Raw genomic sequence first — 17,830 nt, forward strand, 5'->3', positions numbered from 1 at the left:
TATGAAACTTTCACAAAATAAGCGTATTGCAATTAATTTAGTATTTATCAGCATTTTTGTCTGGACATTACTTTTGGTAAACCCAGGTCATATTATGGCAATGAAATACTGTCATGTATTTGCTTCATGTCCCTCTGCAACATCATTCCAGATGTTGCTAGAGATGAAGCTTTTTTCTGCGCAATTAATTGGTTGGGGGCTTATGGTGGTTGCAATGATGCTTCCTAAATTAATTCTGCCCATTCAGTTTATTTACCAGCAGAGCTTCAAACGCTATCGTTTCTTGTGTTCTTTATTATTTGTGTTTGGCTATATATTAGTATGGATGGTTGTTGGTGTTTTTATGATAGAAATAATAATGGGAGTTAACCTTTTACTACCCATGTCCTATATGCCTGCATTTGGATTATTTGTTATTGCATTAGTATGGGAGATTTCGCCAATAAAGCAGCGTTTTTTAAACCTCGGTCATGATCATCGAATTCTGTCAGCCTTTGGATGGAAGGCCTTTAGGGATTCATTATTTTTTGGACTTACCCACGGTGTTTGGTGCATTGGTTCTGGATGGGCATTGATGCTATTTCCTATGCTTTTACCCAAAGGGCACAATTTAGCGATGCTAGTTGTAACTTTTATTATGATTAGTGAGCACCTGGAATATCCAAGATTCCCTAAATGGCTCTTGATTCCTCGTATGAAATTATTAAGAATCATTGTCGTGCAAACAAGAATCAGATTGATGATCTTTTGATTTTATAGAGCCTAAACCCAGAATCCACATTATTACTTCAATTAGACTTTTCTTCAAGAACTAATACTCCTTTTTATATTAAAATTAGAAGTATTAGTTCATGGGGACTATTCTATTGGTATTCACTGAACTCCGTTTTGTGTATTTTTTTTACGCTGATAATGAGTGTGTTATGGAAAAAAATGACTCATGTTAATTTTTAAGGCTCCCATACATAATAATCCCTCTCTTATATCATTTTTTTATTCCGGACTTTACTTCTGAGGTAATTTTACTACAGAAAATAAAAAATAACACCATTTGTTTTTAGGATTTGTTTCTAATTGATTTCTCATAAGACTGCCTTAATAAGTTGATATGATTTATAAAAGTTTGTTAGATGAGAAAGACAAATTATAAGGAAACAACAAAATTTAGAAAGTGGAGCAGAAACCACTTAAAAAACGAACTGTTTCGCACAGTAAAATGCGAAGGCGGATCTGAAAAGCCAAATGAGTAGGACTAAAACTAATTGTTATGCAACCAATACCTGTAAAAGTTAAAAATGTTAATGTATATCCTTATGTCGAATGGCATGGAGGAGGAGTTGGACCTGTAATTCTTCCGGTTATCGAAGGAGCCAGCGGAACTTATGCTGTTGGAACACTTATTATGTCTGTATTCTATAATCTTGACCTTAATGTCACCGAAAAACCTAAGCTGGGCATTCACCAAAGATATGTAGCAATGGGCGAAACAGAAGACGGAACTCCTTTTACGACTCCGTGGATGTATTGCACAAACGCAAGTAATCAGCCGGAATTTGGAAGAACTATTACACTTAATCAGCCAAACTCTGAAGCAAATAGTGTAGGAAGTGTGCCTCCTTATATTACACTTGGTCCGCTTACGGATATTACAGTAAGTCAGTTATTTCCACCGCCGGCAATTGGGCAAATATTGCTTATTGAAAGTGGTTCCGGAAATGTTATTGCAACAAGAACCGGTACACCTCACGAAATGGGAGTTGAAGTAAAAGGCGGTAAACGTTTCGGAAACTTATCGGCAGGAGCAAAAAACATCATTATTACCGGAAAAAACCAGGACGGAAAAACAGTAACGATGGGTGATTTAACTTGTTTAGATCCAAATGAACCGGCAATTTTCTTACGTCAGTTTGGACCTTTTAATTAAAACAATAATCAAATATTAATCATAAAAATAAAAATTATGGGAGTAATGATGCCATATGGCGCCGCCATTAGAGAAGCTTTGGCTTCGAACGATTTAACAAAGATGGAAGCTATTGCAGAGCAAGCAAAACAAACAATAAAACAACAAGGAGATCTTACTGCAGCGTACTTAGAATTGATTGAAGCAATTGCTGCACTAAAAACTAAAAAATAGTTGTGTTGTCTTGTAGAAATAAAGGTGTATCCGAAAAACCTAAAAGAGTAGGAATAATTTAAAACACAAATATCATGGGATTTATACCAATGTACGGAGTGGCGATTCGGGATGCTATCGCTTCAAACGATTTATCTAAAATGGAAGCTATTGCAGAACAGGCCAAGCAAACCGTAAAAGAACAAGGTGACTTAAGTGCTGCTTTGGTAGAATTGCTGGATGCAATTGATGCTTTAAAAAATAAAAGATAAAAAAATAACGAGCTGTCTTGTTAAGTAAAACAAGGGTGGATCCGAAAAACCTTAAGAGTAGGAATAACTTAAATCAAATTATTATGGGAGTAACAATGCTTTACGCAGCAGGAATCAGAGAAGCGATTGCTTCAAATGATTTAGAAAAAATGAAAGCAGTAGCTGAACAGGCGAAACAAACTGTAAGAGAACAAGGAGACTTAAGCTCAGCATTAATTGAATTGTTAGAAGCAATTGAATCGCTAAGAAAGTAATCTAAAAAAGACGGTTTATTAAGATATGCTTTTTAAACCGTTTTTTTAAATAATGACCAAACCCTAAACAAAATTAAGATGGATACTATTAAGACTTCAACACGATACAGAGTAAGAGACGATTATAAAACTGCCACGCCGGTGCATGTAGTATGGGAAATTACTTTAGCCTGTAATTTGAAATGCTCGCATTGCGGATCAAGAGCTGGAAAAGTAAGGCCTGGTGAATTAACGACAGAACAATGTTTCGGAGTTATTGATAGTCTTAAACGTCTTGGTACAAGAGAAATTACAATAATTGGCGGCGAGGCTTTTTTAAGAAAAGACTGGCTGGAAATAATTGAAAGAATAAGCCAAAGCGGCATTGAATGTTCGATGCAGTCGGGAGCATACAATTTAAATGAAGAAAGAATTATTGATGCCAAAAAAGCAGGAATCAGAAACATTGGTGTTTCTATTGATGGATTACCGGATACGCATAATAAAATCAGAGGAAGAAGAGATTCATTCGAACATGTAATTCATTGTCTTCAGCTGTTAAAAAAGCACAATATTCCATCAAGCGTAAATACCGTGATTACAAAAACCAATAAAAATGAGCTGAATGAATTATTGGAGGTTCTGATTGAGAATGGTGTTAGAAATTGGCAAATACAATTGGCCGTTGCCATGGGAAATGCCGTTGATAATTCAGAAGAATTGATTTTACAGCCTTATGAATTAAATGATTTTTACGAAAATCTTATTGTAATCTATAGAAAAGCATTAGCCAATAATGTTTTAATACAAGCAGGAAATAACATTGGATATTTTGGTCCATACGAACATATTTGGAGACAAGGCAATGAAAAATATTATACAGGCTGTTCAGCAGGACATACCGGAATTGGCATTGAAGCCGATGGTAAAATAAAAGGCTGCCCGTCATTACCTACAAACGCATATACAGGAGGAAATGTAAAAGACATGGATCTCGAAGACATCTGGAAATACAGCGAAGAAATGGTTTTTTCCAGATATAGAAATAAAGAAGAATTATGGGGAGGCTGTAAAGGCTGTTATTATGAGTCTTCTTGTTTGGCGGGCTGCACCTGGACTAGTCATGTGTTGTTTGGCAAAAGAGGAAACAACCCGTTTTGTCATTACCGTGCTTTAGAATTAAAAAAGAAAGGTCTTAGAGAACGTATCAGAAAAACACAAGAAGCGCCCGGACTTTCTTTCGATCAGGGACTTTTTGAAATTATTGTTGAAAATGAAAAAGGAGAAATTGTAGAAATACAATCTCCTAACGATACTCCATTGCTTCCGGTTTCAAACAATACAGACAGAGTTCCCAGAATTCCCAAAGCACTAAAATTATGCAATGGCTGTGATAATTATGTGTATGAAGAAGAAACTACCTGCACTTTTTGTAATGCCGATGTTCAGAAAGTAAATGATGAATATGCCATTAAAATGGAAAGAGCAAAACGATCGCTGGAGAAACTCGAATTATTAATGATGAAATAATTATGGAATTACTTAAAAAAATCCAATCAGAAATTGACCAGTATTCGAATACTATTGAAGACAATTTAAGTTTGCCGGATATTACCATTAAATACGGTCTTAATTCATACAGATACGGATCATCCAGTTTTTTGGATGATCTTTTTGATCCCATTCAAATAACTCATGAAACGGTTTTTTATGATTTGGGTTCTGGTTACGGAAATATCATTTTATACGGAGCTGTAAAATATCCGGAAGCAAAATTTATAGGAATTGAAATTCTGGAAGAACGAAATCAGGTTTGTATGGATTTAATAGAAAAAGAACAAATACCAAATGTTGCCGCAATTACAGGCGATATTTTAAAAACAGATATTTCTGATGGTACTGTTTTTTACCTCTATAATCCTCTTTTTAATTTTCAATACAAAACATTATTAGATAAGCTATATCAGATTTCATTAAACAAAAATATAGTTGTAATCGCTGAGTCCCGATGCAATTTTTTTGATGAAGCCCACTGGTTAGAACAATACCATCTTAAGGATATTGATGTGATTAGAAAAATCAAATATTATCGCTCTAAACCTTGAGATCAGACTAATAAATATCAAAAGGAAAATAAAATAGTAACCAATTTAAAACCCAAAATAATCATGACCAATTTAAGTTCCATCATTCTTCCTGTTCTTCAGGGAATGGAAGAATCCCATTTAAAAGACCAATTGTTGAAATTCCTGCCAAATCAGGAAGAATTATTTTCAAAAATTGAAAAAAGTTTTAATCAGCTTACTTCAAAAGTGCAGGATAAGGAAAGATTACAGCGCTTTTTTCATAGTTGGAGCCAGACCAATAACAGTGCCATGACCGTTGCAGGAATTAGCAACCGTATGACAATGCTGGTTCATAAAAGCCAACCCATTGCAGACGAAAAAGCGTTATTGCACTCCATCACAAGTTTAAATAGAATTGTAGATGAGGATTTGGCAGTTGTGGGCAGAATTCTGCATTCTCAAATGTTTTATACCATGGCAACGACTATTTGTACAGATGATGACTGGCTTTCGCGTAAATATTTAAACCAAAGCGCTTGTGATTTTAAAGCATGGAAAGATCAAAATTCATTACGAAATAAAGATATTATGATCGCATTATTGACCACTTTGATTCATGAAATTTATACGCATGGCGAAGTAGAATTAATACTTCCAAAATTTCAATCATGGCTGTTAAACGATTACGGTTTTTCTGAAGAAGAATGTGATAAAACATTGGCATGGATAAGTGTTCATTGTGGTCCAACTGAAAAAAATCATTTCTTTTTTGCCGTTAGTTCAATATTTCATTATGCCAAAGCAATGAATGTTAATCTCGAAGCGTATGATTTAGAAGTAATTATTAAAGATTATTTGGCTAAAAAATCGGCTGTGATGGAAGATCTTTTAGAAGTTGAAGAATTGAGTTTTTAAAAATAAAATTATTACCAGAAAGAAATTCCCAAGTCATTATGTCGAAAATTAAGTTGCAGCAAAACCAAGCCGAAAAACAAGAAAAATGGAATGAGTTATTTTCAGGATATTTTCAGAAAGAGACAGGATTAAATGGCGATTATTTTGCCAATTCTTCTGTAACGCTATCTTCAGAATATAGCGAGGAAATGAATCAATTGTGTTCTATTTTGAATAAAGCTTGTACGGCAATTGTTCTGAATTATTTTGAAGACGAAAGAATTCGGAAATACTATCAGCTTGATGATGACCTGGAAACTTTATTGAAAAAAAGTAATAATGCAGCATACAATCAGGGTTTTTATCGCCCTGATTTTTTATATGACAAAAACGATCAGCCCAAAATTTGTGAGATAGGCGCCCGATATCCTTTAAACGGCTGGATGATTAGTTATTATTTGCAATTAATAAAAAATTCAACAACTGCCAATAAAGATAAAACAGAAAATAATTTAGAAAATCTTATTGACGATTTATACAATCAATTTGTTCCTCATCAAAAAATAGCTCTCCTTCATGATGATGAAAAAGGAACAGAGATTTTTTATCTGCAAAAGGAATTGGCAAAACTAAAAATCGAATTAATATCTGCAAAACCTCAGGATTTAATTCTTTCAAATGATTTAATATATGTAAACGGTGAACCGGTTTCGCAATTTATATTAGAAATGGATCGGGAAGAATTAAAAAAAATAAAACCAGAAGTGCTGGATAAGCTTATAAGCGGAAAGTCTTATTTCAATGATATTCGAACTTTAATTTTAATTCACGACAAAAGAGTTTTGGCTGTCATGTACGATGCTCAAATTATGAATGATTATTTAAGCAAAGAAGATTATGATTTTTTGCAAAAGTATCTCATTCCGAGTTTTGTGATTACAGAACCTTTCGGCTGCGACATTTTTATAAATGGCGAAGAGAATTTGATTTTAAAATTAAACAGCGGCGGAAGAGGCATTGGTGCGTATGTTAAAAAGGATTGTACAACTCAGGAATGGGAAAAAATTATTAGAGAAAACTGGAATAAATACCTGATTCAGCATTTTGTTGACCAGCAAGAGTTTACCGATGTCGAAAATAATCGTCAGATTCATTTAGTAGGGATGTTATTGTGTAAAAATGATAAAAATTATGGATCCGGTTTATTTCGTGGTTCAGACGAAACGGTGGTAAATGTGCATCAGGGGCGAGCTTTGATTTATCCAATTTTAGACTAATAAATCATGAAACATACAGTTATTATACCGCTTTATAACAAGGAGGAATATATATGGGATACAATTCGTTCACTGGCTTTTCAGGAAAAAAAAGCATCTCAAATTATTATAATTGATGATTGCAGTACAGATGAAAGCCTTTTTTATCTGGAAGATGCAATATCGTTTTTTGCACCACAATTTTTACAGACAGATATTCAAATTATTGAACTAAAAGAAAATAAAGGTCCCGGTAATGCAAGAAATATTGGGATAGAACTGGCAACTGGAGAACTTATTAGTTTTCTGGACGCAGACGATTGTTATACTTTTTCGTGTTTAAGCGAGGTTGATTCCATTATGCAAAACGAAAATATAGATGTTTTAATACTCGGTATTCTATTGTTTCCATCTGAATATTATCTGCCAAAAATTAAATCGTTCGAGACAGAATTGGTTGCTCTTTCAGATGAATTGTTTTTGATTCCCAATGTATTGCATACCATTAGTTCGCCGGATTTTATTATGGGAGTTGGCAGCAATGTTGTTATTCGCAAAAAATATCTGAAACACATTCGCTATGAGACTAATGTTTCCTTAAATGAGGGCATTGATTTTTGGTATCGTGTTTTAAAAAGTAATAAAAACGCAATGGTTGGATTACTGAATAAAGCGTGTATTGAAGTAAGAGAAGTGAAAGGAAGTTTATCCCGCCAGAATTATACGAATTGGAAACAATTAGAAATTCCGGTTTCTGTAAAACGATATCAAAAAAGTGCTAATCTATACGATCAGCAATTAATGGGAATGTTGTCTCAACGATGGTTGGAGCACGCAATGGAACGATTGCCTTCGTTGCGGCAAAAAGCTCTATTTGTTTTGCATCATTTCAGGACTTTAATTAGAAACCGCTATTATTTCAAAAGAAGAAATAAATAAATCCATCAACTATGTATTCAGCTTGTATTTCTCCAGAAATAGATAATTCAGTATTGCAGGAATATTTTGAATTAGCCAGAAAGAATCCTTTATACATCGAATTTTATAAAGGAAATGATCTGGCAACCGAAACGCCAATGCTCAGCAAAAAAGAGTTGATGCCGATTTTAGATACCAATTTTAAACTTCAGGAAGAAAAAACAGGTGTTTATTTGGTTCGCTCGGGCGGAAGTACGCAAAAGCCTTTGGTTTTTCCGGTTGATATACAGGAAAATCAAAAGCAACGCCTCGCCTTGGCAGAAGAACTAACCAGGAACAATTTCTTTACTTCTAAAACGATCGCTTTGAATATTTTTGGTTATTCAGATATGTACCGCACAGCCGCCATAATGGATGATATTTTAGAAAAATGCCAGGCGACAACATTAGCGTTAAGTTCACATGCAAGTTATACTGATATGGAACAGGCGGCTCATTATTTTAAACCTGATTTTATAATGGGAACGCCATCAAAATTATTATGTTTTGCACAATTTTTAGAAGCGAACAATAAAAAATTAGCGATAGAAAACTTATTTTATGCAGGCGAATTTTTAAGGCCGAATGTTCAAAAGCTTTTACAAAAAGTATTCGGTTTTCGACAAATATATTCGATGTACGGTTCTGCCGAAACCGGAATTTGGGCGTGGTCAGATTTTACTAAAAATCCATCCTTGTTTTCAGTTATTAAAGGCATTATTGTCGAAATTATCAATCCTGATCAGGACGGATATGGTACAATTGCTGTTACGAATACTTTCCGAAAAAGATTTCCGGTTTTTAGATATGCAATTGGCGATTTAGGGAGATGGGTTGAGGTAAACGGAAAATTATTTTTAGAATTAAAATCCAGGGAAACGAAATCTTTTATCGTTTGTGAACAACACTTTGATTTAGACGAATTGCTTTCTGTTACTACTGAAGCAGATGCTTTTCAAATTCAATTATCTACCAATGAAAGTTTTAAGGAAGTTGTTAGGCTTTTAATCGTAAAACATATCTCTACAGATAAAAGAGTGGGGTATATTCAGAAAAAAGTTTCAGAATTAAAAAAACTGCTACACTACGATAAAAGATCTATGGAAGTAGAAGTTCTGCTTGTTAGCTTTTCAGAATTGTACACAGACCCCAATACAACTAAAACCCCAATGTTGTTGGATTTAAGATAAACGATCTTTTTCTGAAAGTTTCATTTTATAAGTTTTCAAATTTTTTCATTCCACATATTATTCACTTCATGGATAAAAAAACCTGTCTCATGACATTTTTTTATTCGTGATTTCATCTGCATTGTAATTTTAATCATGAAAATAAAAATGACAGTAGAAATACATAACTGTGCAGATAATTTTTGAACCAGAAAAATGGGTTTGTTACAAAAATATACTTTGAAAAATAAAATGAAAGTGGAGCAGAAACCACTAAAATAAACGAGGCGGTTTCTGAAAAGCCTTACGAGTAAGAAAAAAACACCAAAAAACTATCACCATGGAAAATTTATTAGAAGGAGCTTATTTAGCAGAAGGCACAATCGGAAATGTTGGAATGCCAGGCGCTCCAATTGCAACATTTAGTTTAGTAGTAGTACCATCACAACATACAGTATCAGGTACAGTAGTTATCACACAGGCTGTAAACGGTCCTGATAGTCATATCGTTGTTTCTGTAAAAGGAAAAATATATGCAACAGGATTTGGACAATTTACTCAGGTAGTTAGTTTACACGGACAATATGTTCAATCTTTCCCACCTCCGGCACTTGGTGCTTTCTTAGCTGATTTTGATGCTCATTTTGCTATCGATAACGCATGGAACGGAACTGGAGGATTTTCATATTTCAAACACCAAATTGAAAATGTACCTGTGACAGCAGCAAAAAAATTACAAGAAGAATTGGCATAAAAAACTAATTCTCTCTGAAAATAATTCTGATTAAAAGGCTCGTCTGTTTTAGGCGGCCTTTTTTGTTAAGTATTTTCTTTTGGAAAATCTAAAAAAAAATATCTATTTCATCTACAATTATTCTGTCCTCAATAATTAATCACCAAAAACAAAATGAAAAGAAAACCGATTATAATTAGTTTATTAGTTGTTTTCATAATAGCAGCGGTTACATTGTTTTTTTTCAATAAGGAAAAAATAATGGAAAAGCTTGGAGTTTCTTCAGGCTATACAGCTTCAGCAACTAATCCATGTGATTGTGAAACCAGCTGGTTTCCGCACGAGCAAACCCCGGCACCGTCAGAAGGCGATGGAAGTCCGTTTGATAATGCATCTACAACAAATTGTGATTTTCATCAATGGTCGTGGCAAAAGTTTTTATGGGTTACAAAACCACTACCAAGCGGAAATCCGTTCTTTTTAGACTCTCTGGATTTAGTAAGTCCGCAAATGGAAGATGTTGTACCGCAGTTGGGTATGAAACTAACGCTGAGTTCTATCAACCAGGCAGGATCTCACGGTGTTTTGCGTTCTAATCCTAAATTTAATAATGCTGCAGATACAGTATATTATTCCATTCACGTTAATGCGCTGCTAAAAGACAAAGCAGTTACAATGGCGTCGTTAATCAACAGTAAAAAGTTACCTGTTTCTAACTCAGAGACATTTCCTGTTGGGGCTTTAGAATTAAAAGTTTCGTGGATTAATATAGATGCAATTGCAAAAACGCAGCAGCAAAATTATTTTACAACTAAAGCCGCTGTTCTAAACAGCAACGGACAATATGTTGAAAAAACCATGGCCTTATTAGGCATGCACGTGGTAGGAGTTGTAAAAAATCATCCTGAATTTATTTGGGCAACTTTTGAACATCAGGATATGGCGCCTGTTTACGATAAAAAAACTAATTCGGTAACTTCTGCAAATGAAAAGTTACTTTACGAAAAAGGAACAACTACAGGTTTAGAGGGTATAACATGGATTAAAAAAGGAACTTCACCCGTAGTTCCTAATAAAGCATTTATCCTTTATGAATATGGAGTGCCAAGGGATTTAAAAACCGGAAATTTTATGGCGACAAGCCAAAAAGAACCTGATAATTTTAATAACATAGACAATATTAATAAGTGTGTTGCGGCGAATTTGAAAGATGTTTTTAGAAATTATTTCTACAATGGTTCGATCTGGTTAAATTTTGATGGTGTTTCTCCTGAAAATCAAGTAAAAGCAATTGTAACAAGAGATATTTCAAGTGCGCTTCCCGATTCACTGGCAAGAGGTTCGGTTAATTTGTCAAACATTACGATGGAAACCTACACGCAGGCTTCTCAAAAAGATATACATGCTATCAATAATAGTAATTTGGTAAATTGCCTTTCTTGCCATAAATCTGCAAACTTTGATACAACCAGACCAGGCAAATCTCCTTTGTTTTTAAGCCATTTATTTGGCGATTATTTATTGTTTACCAAACCACCAACAAATGTTAGTGCTAAAAACGCAAATAATTTAAGCAACTCAAGAGCGAAACGTATTGAAGAAATCGAAGCATTGAAAATAAAACAGTTTGAAGAATTTATTAATTCTAAAAAATAAAAGGCTTACTAATTCAAAAAAAATCCGAAGTAATTTTTACTTCGGATTTTTTGTTTATCGTTTATCTTCTTTAGAATAATTTGAAGGTCCATTGATGTTAATTTGATTTCCTAAAAAACGCGGTTCCCGATTTCTCAAAATATCAAAAAAAGATTTAAAAACAGAAAGATATTCTCTAAAAGTAACATATTTGTATCCCAAATATTCTCCCTTATTGGCAGAGTAGCCAACCGATTTTATTCCGAGTTTTTGTCCGATATAAATGGCACGGTTTAAATGATATTCCTGAGAAATTAATGTTGCTTTTTTAATTTTAAAAATATGTTTTGCCCGGTACATTGTCGAATAAGTATCGAAACCTGCATAATCGATGAATATTTTTGTTGTGTCAACGCCATGTGAAAAACAGTAATTTTTCATGACAGTTAACTCATCATATTCTTGACGTCCATTATCTCCCGAAAGCAAAATTTTATTAATTCTTTTTGCTTTATACAATAAAATTCCGGCGTCAAGTCGGTCTTTTAAATATTTGCTTGGCTGATTTCCGTTTATTCCTGCACCAAAAATAATTCCGACATCATTTTTCGGGAATCTTTTCAGTGAATAAGAAATGTGTTTTTTAGTCGAAGATTTCACATATATATTTACAGCTATAATCGAAATTAATCCAAGAATAAAAAGATAAAGAATTGGTTTTAGATATTTTTTCAAAATACAGTTTTTGTAAGATTAAATTTAAAAAAAAAACACGAATATAAGTGAATTTATAGATAAAAAATTCCATCAAAAATAAATAAAAAAAGCCGAAGCAAATCTTCGGCCTTAATCTAAAATCTAAAATCAGAAATCTAAAATTTACAATAACCCTGCTCTTTTTAATAAAGCTTCCGGTTTTGGTTCCTGACCTCTAAAACGTTTGTATAAAGTCATTGGGTGTTCTGTGCCTCCTTTAGAAAGTACATTTTCTTTGAATTTCGTAGCAACCTCAGCATTGAAAATTCCTTTTTCCTGAAAATATTCAAAAGCATCTGCATCCAGAACTTCTGCCCATTTGTAGCTGTAATATCCAGAAGAATATCCGCCTTGAAAAATATGTGAAAAAGCCGTACTCATTGCATTTTCTTTTACATCAGGATACAATTGCGTATTGGCAAATTGTTCTGTTTCAAAAGATTTTAAATCGGTTATGCTTGTTGGATCTTGCCCGTGCCATGCCATATCTAATAATCCAAAACTCAACTGACGCAAAGTTGCCATTCCTTCCTGAAAACTGGCACTTTCCTTGATTTTCTGCACATATTCAATCGGAATAATTTCTCCGGTTTCATAATGATTGGCAAACAAAGCCAAAGCTTCCGGCTCGTAACACCAGTTTTCCATAATCTGACTTGGTAATTCTACAAAATCCCAGTAAACAGAAGTTCCTGATAAACTCGGATAGGTTGTGTTTGCCAGCATTCCGTGTAAACCGTGACCAAATTCGTGAAATAAAGTTGTCACTTCATTAAATGTCAATAAAGATGGTTTTGTTTCTGTAGGTTTTGTAAAATTACAAACGTTAGAAATATGCGGTCTTTCGTTTACGCCGTCTTTTATGGATTGAGATTTGAATGAAGTCATCCACGCACCGTTTCTTTTTCCTTTTCTTGGGAAGAAATCGGCATAGAAAACCGAAACTAAATTGTTTTCAGCATCTGTTACTTCATAAGTCGTAACTTCTTCGTGGTATTTATCAATGTCAAAAACTTCTGTAAAAGTTAATCCGTATAATTTTTGGGCAACTGTAAAAGCGCCGTCTAAAACTTTTTCTAACTGAAAATAAGGCTTTAGTTTTTCATCATCTAAATTAAAAAGCTGTTGTTTTAATTTTTCAGAATAATAAGCGCCGTCCCATTTTTCAAGTTGTTCAATTCCGTCCAGTTCTTTTGCAAAAGCAGTTAATTCGGCAAATTCTTTTTGTGCAGCAGGTTTTGCTTTTGCCAGTAAATCATTTAAGAAAGAGAAAACTTTTTCAGGGCTTTGCGCCATTCTTTCTTCTAAAACAAAATGTGCGTGCGTTTTATATCCTAATAAATTGGCTCTTTCAAAACGTAATTTTGCAATTTTCAAAACATTTTCCTGATTGTCGAATTCATTATTCTGAAAAGATCTTGCCCCAAAAGCAATCGCCATTTTTTTACGCAATTCGCGATTATCCGCATAAGTCAAAAACGGAACGTAACTTGGGTGATCCAGCGTAAAAATCCAGCCTTCTTTTCCTTTTTCTTTCGCCAATAATCTTGCTGCTTCAATTGTTCCTTCCGGTAATCCGGCTAAATCATTTTCGTTGGTTAAATGCAATTCGAAAGCATTGGTTTCTGCCAAAACATTCTCGCCAAATTGCAAACTCAATTTTGATAATTCTTTATCGATTTCTCTTAATTGATCTTTTTTGTCTTCCGGTAAATTGGCTCCGTTTCTGGAAAAGCTTTTGTATTTTTTGTCTAAAAGCGTAGTTTGTTCCGGATTTAAATTCAGGCTTTCTTTTTGATCGTAAACGGTTTTTATTTTTGCAAATAAAGCAGCGTTTAGCGTAATGTCATTTCCGAATTCTGATAACAAAGGGGAAACTTCCTGAGCGATTTTCTGCATTTCGTCATTCGTTTCTGCCGAATTCAAATTGAAGAAAACACTTGAAAGGCGATCTAAAATATCGCCTGCAAAATCCATTGCGACAACAGTGTTTTCAAAAGTTGGGGCATCTGTATTGTTTACGATAGCATCGATTTCGGCTTTAGCCAAAGCAATTCCTTCGTTGAAAGCCGGAACATAATCTTCGATTTTAATTTGCGAAAAAGGTGCTGTGTTATGTTTGGTATTAAATTTTGAAAGTAAAACGTTCATTATGATGTAATTATTTTTATTAATTGAAGTCAATATTTTTGAATTCCAAAGATAGCAATTTATAAAAATCTAATCATCTATACAAAATGAATTGGCAGCATAAAATCCTCTTAAATTGTGTTATAGATATGTTATTTATTACTGCATGCGGTTTTAAAAGCGTAAATTGAAAAAATCGATTAGAATTATAAAATGCTGATCATAATTAAAATAAAAAACGATGAACTATCAAATTGCAATAAAGAATATAGATACAGTTAATGAAGTAGAAGGATATTGGTCTGATCAGGATTTTGTTCAGTTATTAGAAAAATTCAATTATCCGGATGGCGCAACAGCCGAAAAAAGTAGTTTGCCGGAATTATTAGAAATGGCTATTTCAGATTATGAGCCAAATGAAGCTGCGGCAATAGTGCTGGATTATAAATTGGGAGATCAATTGAGCGAAGGGCAGATTGAGCAAATATCAAATAATATGTTGATCGATAAAGTTTGTGAAGAATATCCGGAAATACACATGCAAGGAATTTTGTTTCATATCAATCAATTGCTTTTTAAAGCATACAACGGAAAATTTCCAAATGCAAAAGCTTCAATTGTTCATTTTTCAATAACGCCAGCGGATGGTGAAGCACAAAAACTGACTCCCGAAAACGTACTGAAATTATTGAATAATGGATTGTCTGACAGAAATCTTATTAAGAGATTGTTTGAAAATCAAATATCTCAAAATATTCCGTTTCCTGAAGCTGAAGCTATTGTATGGGAATTGACAACAGAAGATAATGTAAATTATAATCTGGTTACTTCAGAAAACTGGATAAATAAAGAAGATATAACTGAATATGAATTTGAGTCTGTTCTGGAGGATATTGAAGAAGAAGCATAATTAAAAAAGATTTTAAAAACACAAAGGCTTCCGTAATGGGAAGCCTTTGTGTTGAAATATCCATATTGTATTTTATCCTGCAAGGTTTTCAAAACCTTGTAGGTATTTTTGAAGTTTTAAATTCGATTTCTATAATTAAACCTACAAGGTTTTGAAAACCTTGCAGGAACCGTAACTTCTTATTTCTTTAAACCTTCTGCTGCTTTATTAACAGCTGCTTTCAATTCTTCTTTGTATGCAATAATAGTATCAAGCACTTTTTTATCGTGACTTCCAATAATTTGTGCTGCTAGAATTCCGGCATTTTTTGCTCCGTTTAGTGCAACAGTTGCAACAGGAACGCCACCTGGCATTTGCAGAATAGATAAAACTGAATCCCAGCCATCAATAGAATTGCTTGATTTTACCGGAACTCCAATTACAGGAAGCGGCGACATTGAAGCAACCATTCCTGGTAAATGTGCTGCACCTCCGGCTCCGGCAATAATTACCGAAATTCCGCGCGTATGTGCATTTTTACTGAAATCAAATAATTTTTCCGGCGTTCTGTGTGCCGAAACGATATCTACTTCAACTTCAATATTAAATTGTTTTAATATGTCGATGGCATCCTGCATGACTGGCATGTCTGAGATACTTCCCATTATGATGGCTACTTTGCTCATGTGGTTTTTGTTTGTTTTGTTTCAAGTTTCAAATTTCAGGTTTTTTACCGTGACTTAAAACTGTTTGATATTGTCTTTATTATAATTCAGGAATCATGTTCCAAATGTCTATTTTGAATTCTTCTTGAATCGCTCTTAAATAACAAATTGAATTAATTTCATTATCAATTTTGTCTTGAAAATATTTTTTTATTTCTATATCAGTTTGAAGCTTTCGATCATTTATAGATTCTCTTCTTCGCTTAATGTAGTTTTTTCTGTCTTCAACTCTTTTTTGATTATTTAAGTCTAATAAAATGATTAGATTGTTTGCTTCATCGTCATTAGGTCTTGCAAAATATTCGCCTTCATCATAGATAATTCTACTTTCAAAATCATCGGCGTATGGCATCAATATTGGCTCAATCCAACTATTAGTTTTTCTTTGATTTGGAAGGTGTTTGACTTTGTACCAATTATAATAATTGTCTTCTAGTTGATCTTTTAAATTTGGATTAAAATGCTCAGTGTCATTTGCATCATCAAATCCAATATAATGTTCTGTATAAGCACAAAATCCTTTTTGTTCTTTTAAAAGAAGAGAACCTAATTTAGAATTATCTCCCTTAGATTTATAAATGATCTTATCAGAAATAATTAGAGAAAGCGGAGATTTTAAAACTCTTTTCATTCATTAAAAATTATACTTATCTCCAATAGATTCAATTTCATCTTGAAGTTTTTGTTTTATTTCTTCATTTTTTTCAAACAGCAATTGTCTTCTTTTTTCAAGATATTCATTATATACTTTTTTGCCATATTTGTTTATATAATCAATTTCAAAATCATTATAAAGCATGTCATTTGGATCATCTCCAATAGGTGATTTACCAGATTTGACCTGTACTTTTCCTTCTTTGTCAAAATGTAAAATGAATCGTTCTTCTGGCTCAAACGAAGCAGCAATAAAAGGAGAGTGTGTCGCAACAATAAATTGAGCTTCTGGGGCGAGATTTTTATAATAATCCATTAAATCCATTTGCATATCAGGATATAGGGATCTTTCAGGTTCATCAATTAAAATTATTGAATCTTTTGTGTTTAATTTATAAAGAGGCAAAAATGACAGTAAAAGACCTTTAGTACCCGTACTGGCACTTTCAATTGGAATACTTACATTTGTTTTTTTGTTTTTAATTGGTATTGGATACAAAGTATTGACTATATCAATCTCTAGGGATAATTTTTTTAAAATAGGATTGAATTTTTCTGCAAATAATTCTACTTTATTTGGATTATCTATTTGCCATTTTTGAATCTCAGAACCTAAATTTGATAAATCTACAGATCCATCTTTAATGTGAATTAATTCAGAGATTCTTTGTGTGAAATTTTTACGATATTCTAAAATTTCACTTAAAAGATATAGCCAAATGTTAGGATTAACATTATCATTAAAAACTAAGTTTCGATTGCTAAAAGATCTTTTGTCTAATAAATTTTCTATATTAACTTCAGTGTTTTTACGATATGCTTCAATTAAATCAATAGGATTTTTTGTAAAAATATCAATATTCGCTTCTGATATTAAATTGGCTTTAAAATACAATAAGTTTAGTTCTTCTTTAAATGGAATTAATTCTTCAATTTCTTTTTCAGAAAAATTCTTTTTTGTGTGAAGTTGATAAAATATTGCGTCTTGATTAGTTTTTTCTATTTCAAAAATTTGATTAACAATATCAGTAGCGAAAGTAATTACTCCTCTTGATTCATTAAAATTTAGTGTTTTATGTTCTGGAATTTCTTCAAATCTAACGGCTTTTTGAAGTCTATAAGATTCTTGATAAATTAACTCTAATAAACCAGTCTTACCCGTAGCGCTTTGCCCAATAAAACATATCTTCTCTAAAGGTTTTCCTCTTTTTTCTTCAATGTGAAAATCCTCAGGATAAGTAAAATCAAAATCTAGATTTTCTAAATGTCTAAACTGATTGATATGTAATTTTGAAATTTTCATTTATTGAATTTTTACAAAGCTAATTAAAAAATGATTGCTATT

The 17,830-nt window shown here is 33.0% G+C and carries 19 protein-coding genes; 14 read left to right on the forward strand and 5 right to left on the reverse strand.

All coding sequences use genetic code 11. From position 1 onward, the window contains the following. Position 1 precedes the first annotated feature (1 nt). The 13 genes from RT99_RS24770 to RT99_RS16430 all read left to right on the forward strand — a co-directional run bounded on the left by RT99_RS24770 (position 2) and on the right by RT99_RS16430 (position 11,352). Positions 2–751 carry a DUF2182 domain-containing protein gene (locus RT99_RS24770; RefSeq protein ID WP_052483706.1) on the forward strand — a complete coding sequence of 250 codons (750 nt, stop codon included), beginning with the start codon at positions 2–4 and terminating at the stop codon, positions 749–751. 516 nt (positions 752–1,267) lie between these two features. After that, complete coding sequence (locus tag RT99_RS16390) at positions 1,268–1,924, forward strand: hypothetical protein (RefSeq protein WP_042565835.1); 657 nt, start codon at positions 1,268–1,270, stop codon at positions 1,922–1,924. A 36-nt stretch (positions 1,925–1,960) separates the two neighbouring features. Beyond that, on the forward strand, positions 1,961–2,137 hold the full coding sequence (locus tag RT99_RS25025; RefSeq protein WP_073395694.1) for a DUF1843 domain-containing protein: 177 nt from the start codon (positions 1,961–1,963) through the stop codon (positions 2,135–2,137). 74 nt (positions 2,138–2,211) lie between these two features. Continuing rightward, positions 2,212–2,388 (forward strand): DUF1843 domain-containing protein, encoded by a 177-nt coding sequence (locus RT99_RS25030; protein WP_073395697.1) that lies wholly within the window; start codon positions 2,212–2,214, stop codon positions 2,386–2,388. A gap of 83 nt (positions 2,389–2,471) precedes the next feature. Next, a complete protein-coding gene (locus RT99_RS25035) occupies positions 2,472–2,642 on the forward strand; it encodes a DUF1843 domain-containing protein (RefSeq protein WP_073395700.1) in 171 nt (56 codons plus the stop codon). 78 nt (positions 2,643–2,720) lie between these two features. Beyond that, positions 2,721–4,151 (forward strand): radical SAM/SPASM domain-containing protein, encoded by a 1,431-nt coding sequence (locus RT99_RS16395; protein ID WP_042565836.1) that lies wholly within the window; start codon positions 2,721–2,723, stop codon positions 4,149–4,151. Between the two features lie 2 nt (positions 4,152–4,153). Continuing rightward, positions 4,154–4,726: a hypothetical protein gene (locus RT99_RS24775; RefSeq protein WP_052483707.1), complete on the forward strand. Its 573-nt coding sequence runs from the start codon at positions 4,154–4,156 to the stop codon at positions 4,724–4,726. Positions 4,727–4,789: 63 nt separating this feature from the next. Beyond that, positions 4,790–5,602, forward strand: a complete 813-nt coding sequence (locus tag RT99_RS16405) for a hypothetical protein (RefSeq protein WP_042565837.1) — start codon at positions 4,790–4,792, stop codon at positions 5,600–5,602. A gap of 38 nt (positions 5,603–5,640) precedes the next feature. Further along, positions 5,641–6,858, forward strand: coding sequence for a hypothetical protein (locus RT99_RS16410; RefSeq protein WP_042565838.1), 1,218 nt, complete (start codon positions 5,641–5,643; stop codon positions 6,856–6,858). Between the two features lie 6 nt (positions 6,859–6,864). Further along, a complete protein-coding gene (locus RT99_RS16415; RefSeq protein WP_042565839.1) occupies positions 6,865–7,776 on the forward strand; it encodes a glycosyltransferase family 2 protein in 912 nt (303 codons plus the stop codon). A gap of 11 nt (positions 7,777–7,787) precedes the next feature. Next, entirely contained in the window at positions 7,788–8,984 is a 1,197-nt protein-coding gene (locus tag RT99_RS16420; protein WP_042565840.1) for a hypothetical protein, read from the forward strand. Between the two features lie 319 nt (positions 8,985–9,303). After that, on the forward strand, positions 9,304–9,717 hold the full coding sequence (locus tag RT99_RS16425; RefSeq protein WP_042565841.1) for a DUF1842 domain-containing protein: 414 nt from the start codon (positions 9,304–9,306) through the stop codon (positions 9,715–9,717). 153 nt (positions 9,718–9,870) lie between these two features. Next, a complete protein-coding gene (locus tag RT99_RS16430) occupies positions 9,871–11,352 on the forward strand; it encodes a hypothetical protein (RefSeq protein ID WP_052483708.1) in 1,482 nt (493 codons plus the stop codon). A 54-nt stretch (positions 11,353–11,406) separates the two neighbouring features. Here RT99_RS16430 and RT99_RS16435 read toward each other — a convergent pair whose 3' ends face one another. Continuing rightward, the gene (locus RT99_RS16435; RefSeq protein ID WP_042565842.1) at positions 11,407–12,066 is read right to left on the reverse strand and encodes a vancomycin high temperature exclusion protein; all 660 of its coding nucleotides are present in this window, start codon (positions 12,064–12,066) and stop codon (positions 11,407–11,409) included. Positions 12,067–12,210: 144 nt separating this feature from the next. Further along, complete coding sequence (locus RT99_RS16440; protein WP_042565843.1) at positions 12,211–14,238, reverse strand: M3 family metallopeptidase; 2,028 nt, start codon at positions 14,236–14,238, stop codon at positions 12,211–12,213. A gap of 220 nt (positions 14,239–14,458) precedes the next feature. Between RT99_RS16440 and RT99_RS16445 the strand changes: the two genes are divergently transcribed. Then, on the forward strand, positions 14,459–15,127 hold the full coding sequence (locus tag RT99_RS16445; RefSeq protein ID WP_042565844.1) for a hypothetical protein: 669 nt from the start codon (positions 14,459–14,461) through the stop codon (positions 15,125–15,127). Between the two features lie 179 nt (positions 15,128–15,306). Here RT99_RS16445 and purE read toward each other — a convergent pair whose 3' ends face one another. The 3 genes from purE to RT99_RS16460 form a co-directional block, all read right to left on the reverse strand. Next, positions 15,307–15,792: a 5-(carboxyamino)imidazole ribonucleotide mutase gene (gene purE / locus RT99_RS16450; RefSeq protein WP_039117314.1), complete on the reverse strand. Its 486-nt coding sequence runs from the start codon at positions 15,790–15,792 to the stop codon at positions 15,307–15,309. 79 nt (positions 15,793–15,871) lie between these two features. Further along, the gene (locus RT99_RS16455; protein ID WP_042565845.1) at positions 15,872–16,462 is read right to left on the reverse strand and encodes a hypothetical protein; all 591 of its coding nucleotides are present in this window, start codon (positions 16,460–16,462) and stop codon (positions 15,872–15,874) included. Between the two features lie 3 nt (positions 16,463–16,465). Beyond that, a complete protein-coding gene (locus RT99_RS16460) occupies positions 16,466–17,788 on the reverse strand; it encodes an ATP-binding protein (protein ID WP_042565846.1) in 1,323 nt (440 codons plus the stop codon). Positions 17,789–17,830 lie beyond the last annotated feature (42 nt).

It is taken from the genome of Flavobacterium sp. MEB061 (genome assembly GCF_000834715.1).
Lineage (GTDB): Bacteria > Bacteroidota > Bacteroidia > Flavobacteriales > Flavobacteriaceae > Flavobacterium > Flavobacterium pectinovorum.

Excerpts from the sequence above, each read along its gene's own strand:
- RT99_RS24770 (WP_052483706.1), top strand. The coding sequence starts at position 2 with ATGAAACTTTCACAAAATAAGCGTATTGCAATTAATTTAGTATTTATC.
- RT99_RS24775 (WP_052483707.1), top strand. The coding sequence starts at position 4,154 with ATGGAATTACTTAAAAAAATCCAATCAGAAATTGACCAGTATTCGAAT.
- RT99_RS16415 (WP_042565839.1), top strand. The coding sequence starts at position 6,865 with ATGAAACATACAGTTATTATACCGCTTTATAACAAGGAGGAATATATA.
- RT99_RS16460 (WP_042565846.1), bottom strand. The coding sequence starts at position 17,788 with ATGAAAATTTCAAAATTACATATCAATCAGTTTAGACATTTAGAAAAT.
- RT99_RS25035 (WP_073395700.1), top strand. The coding sequence starts at position 2,472 with ATGGGAGTAACAATGCTTTACGCAGCAGGAATCAGAGAAGCGATTGCT.
- RT99_RS16455 (WP_042565845.1), bottom strand. The coding sequence starts at position 16,462 with ATGAAAAGAGTTTTAAAATCTCCGCTTTCTCTAATTATTTCTGATAAG.
- RT99_RS16425 (WP_042565841.1), top strand. The coding sequence starts at position 9,304 with ATGGAAAATTTATTAGAAGGAGCTTATTTAGCAGAAGGCACAATCGGA.
- RT99_RS16440 (WP_042565843.1), bottom strand. The coding sequence starts at position 14,238 with ATGAACGTTTTACTTTCAAAATTTAATACCAAACATAACACAGCACCT.
- RT99_RS16395 (WP_042565836.1), top strand. The coding sequence starts at position 2,721 with ATGGATACTATTAAGACTTCAACACGATACAGAGTAAGAGACGATTAT.
- RT99_RS16410 (WP_042565838.1), top strand. The coding sequence starts at position 5,641 with ATGTCGAAAATTAAGTTGCAGCAAAACCAAGCCGAAAAACAAGAAAAA.
- RT99_RS16445 (WP_042565844.1), top strand. The coding sequence starts at position 14,459 with ATGAACTATCAAATTGCAATAAAGAATATAGATACAGTTAATGAAGTA.
- RT99_RS25025 (WP_073395694.1), top strand. The coding sequence starts at position 1,961 with ATGGGAGTAATGATGCCATATGGCGCCGCCATTAGAGAAGCTTTGGCT.
- RT99_RS16420 (WP_042565840.1), top strand. The coding sequence starts at position 7,788 with ATGTATTCAGCTTGTATTTCTCCAGAAATAGATAATTCAGTATTGCAG.
- RT99_RS16430 (WP_052483708.1), top strand. The coding sequence starts at position 9,871 with ATGAAAAGAAAACCGATTATAATTAGTTTATTAGTTGTTTTCATAATA.
- RT99_RS16405 (WP_042565837.1), top strand. The coding sequence starts at position 4,790 with ATGACCAATTTAAGTTCCATCATTCTTCCTGTTCTTCAGGGAATGGAA.
- RT99_RS16390 (WP_042565835.1), top strand. The coding sequence starts at position 1,268 with ATGCAACCAATACCTGTAAAAGTTAAAAATGTTAATGTATATCCTTAT.
- RT99_RS25030 (WP_073395697.1), top strand. The coding sequence starts at position 2,212 with ATGGGATTTATACCAATGTACGGAGTGGCGATTCGGGATGCTATCGCT.
- purE (WP_039117314.1), bottom strand. The coding sequence starts at position 15,792 with ATGAGCAAAGTAGCCATCATAATGGGAAGTATCTCAGACATGCCAGTC.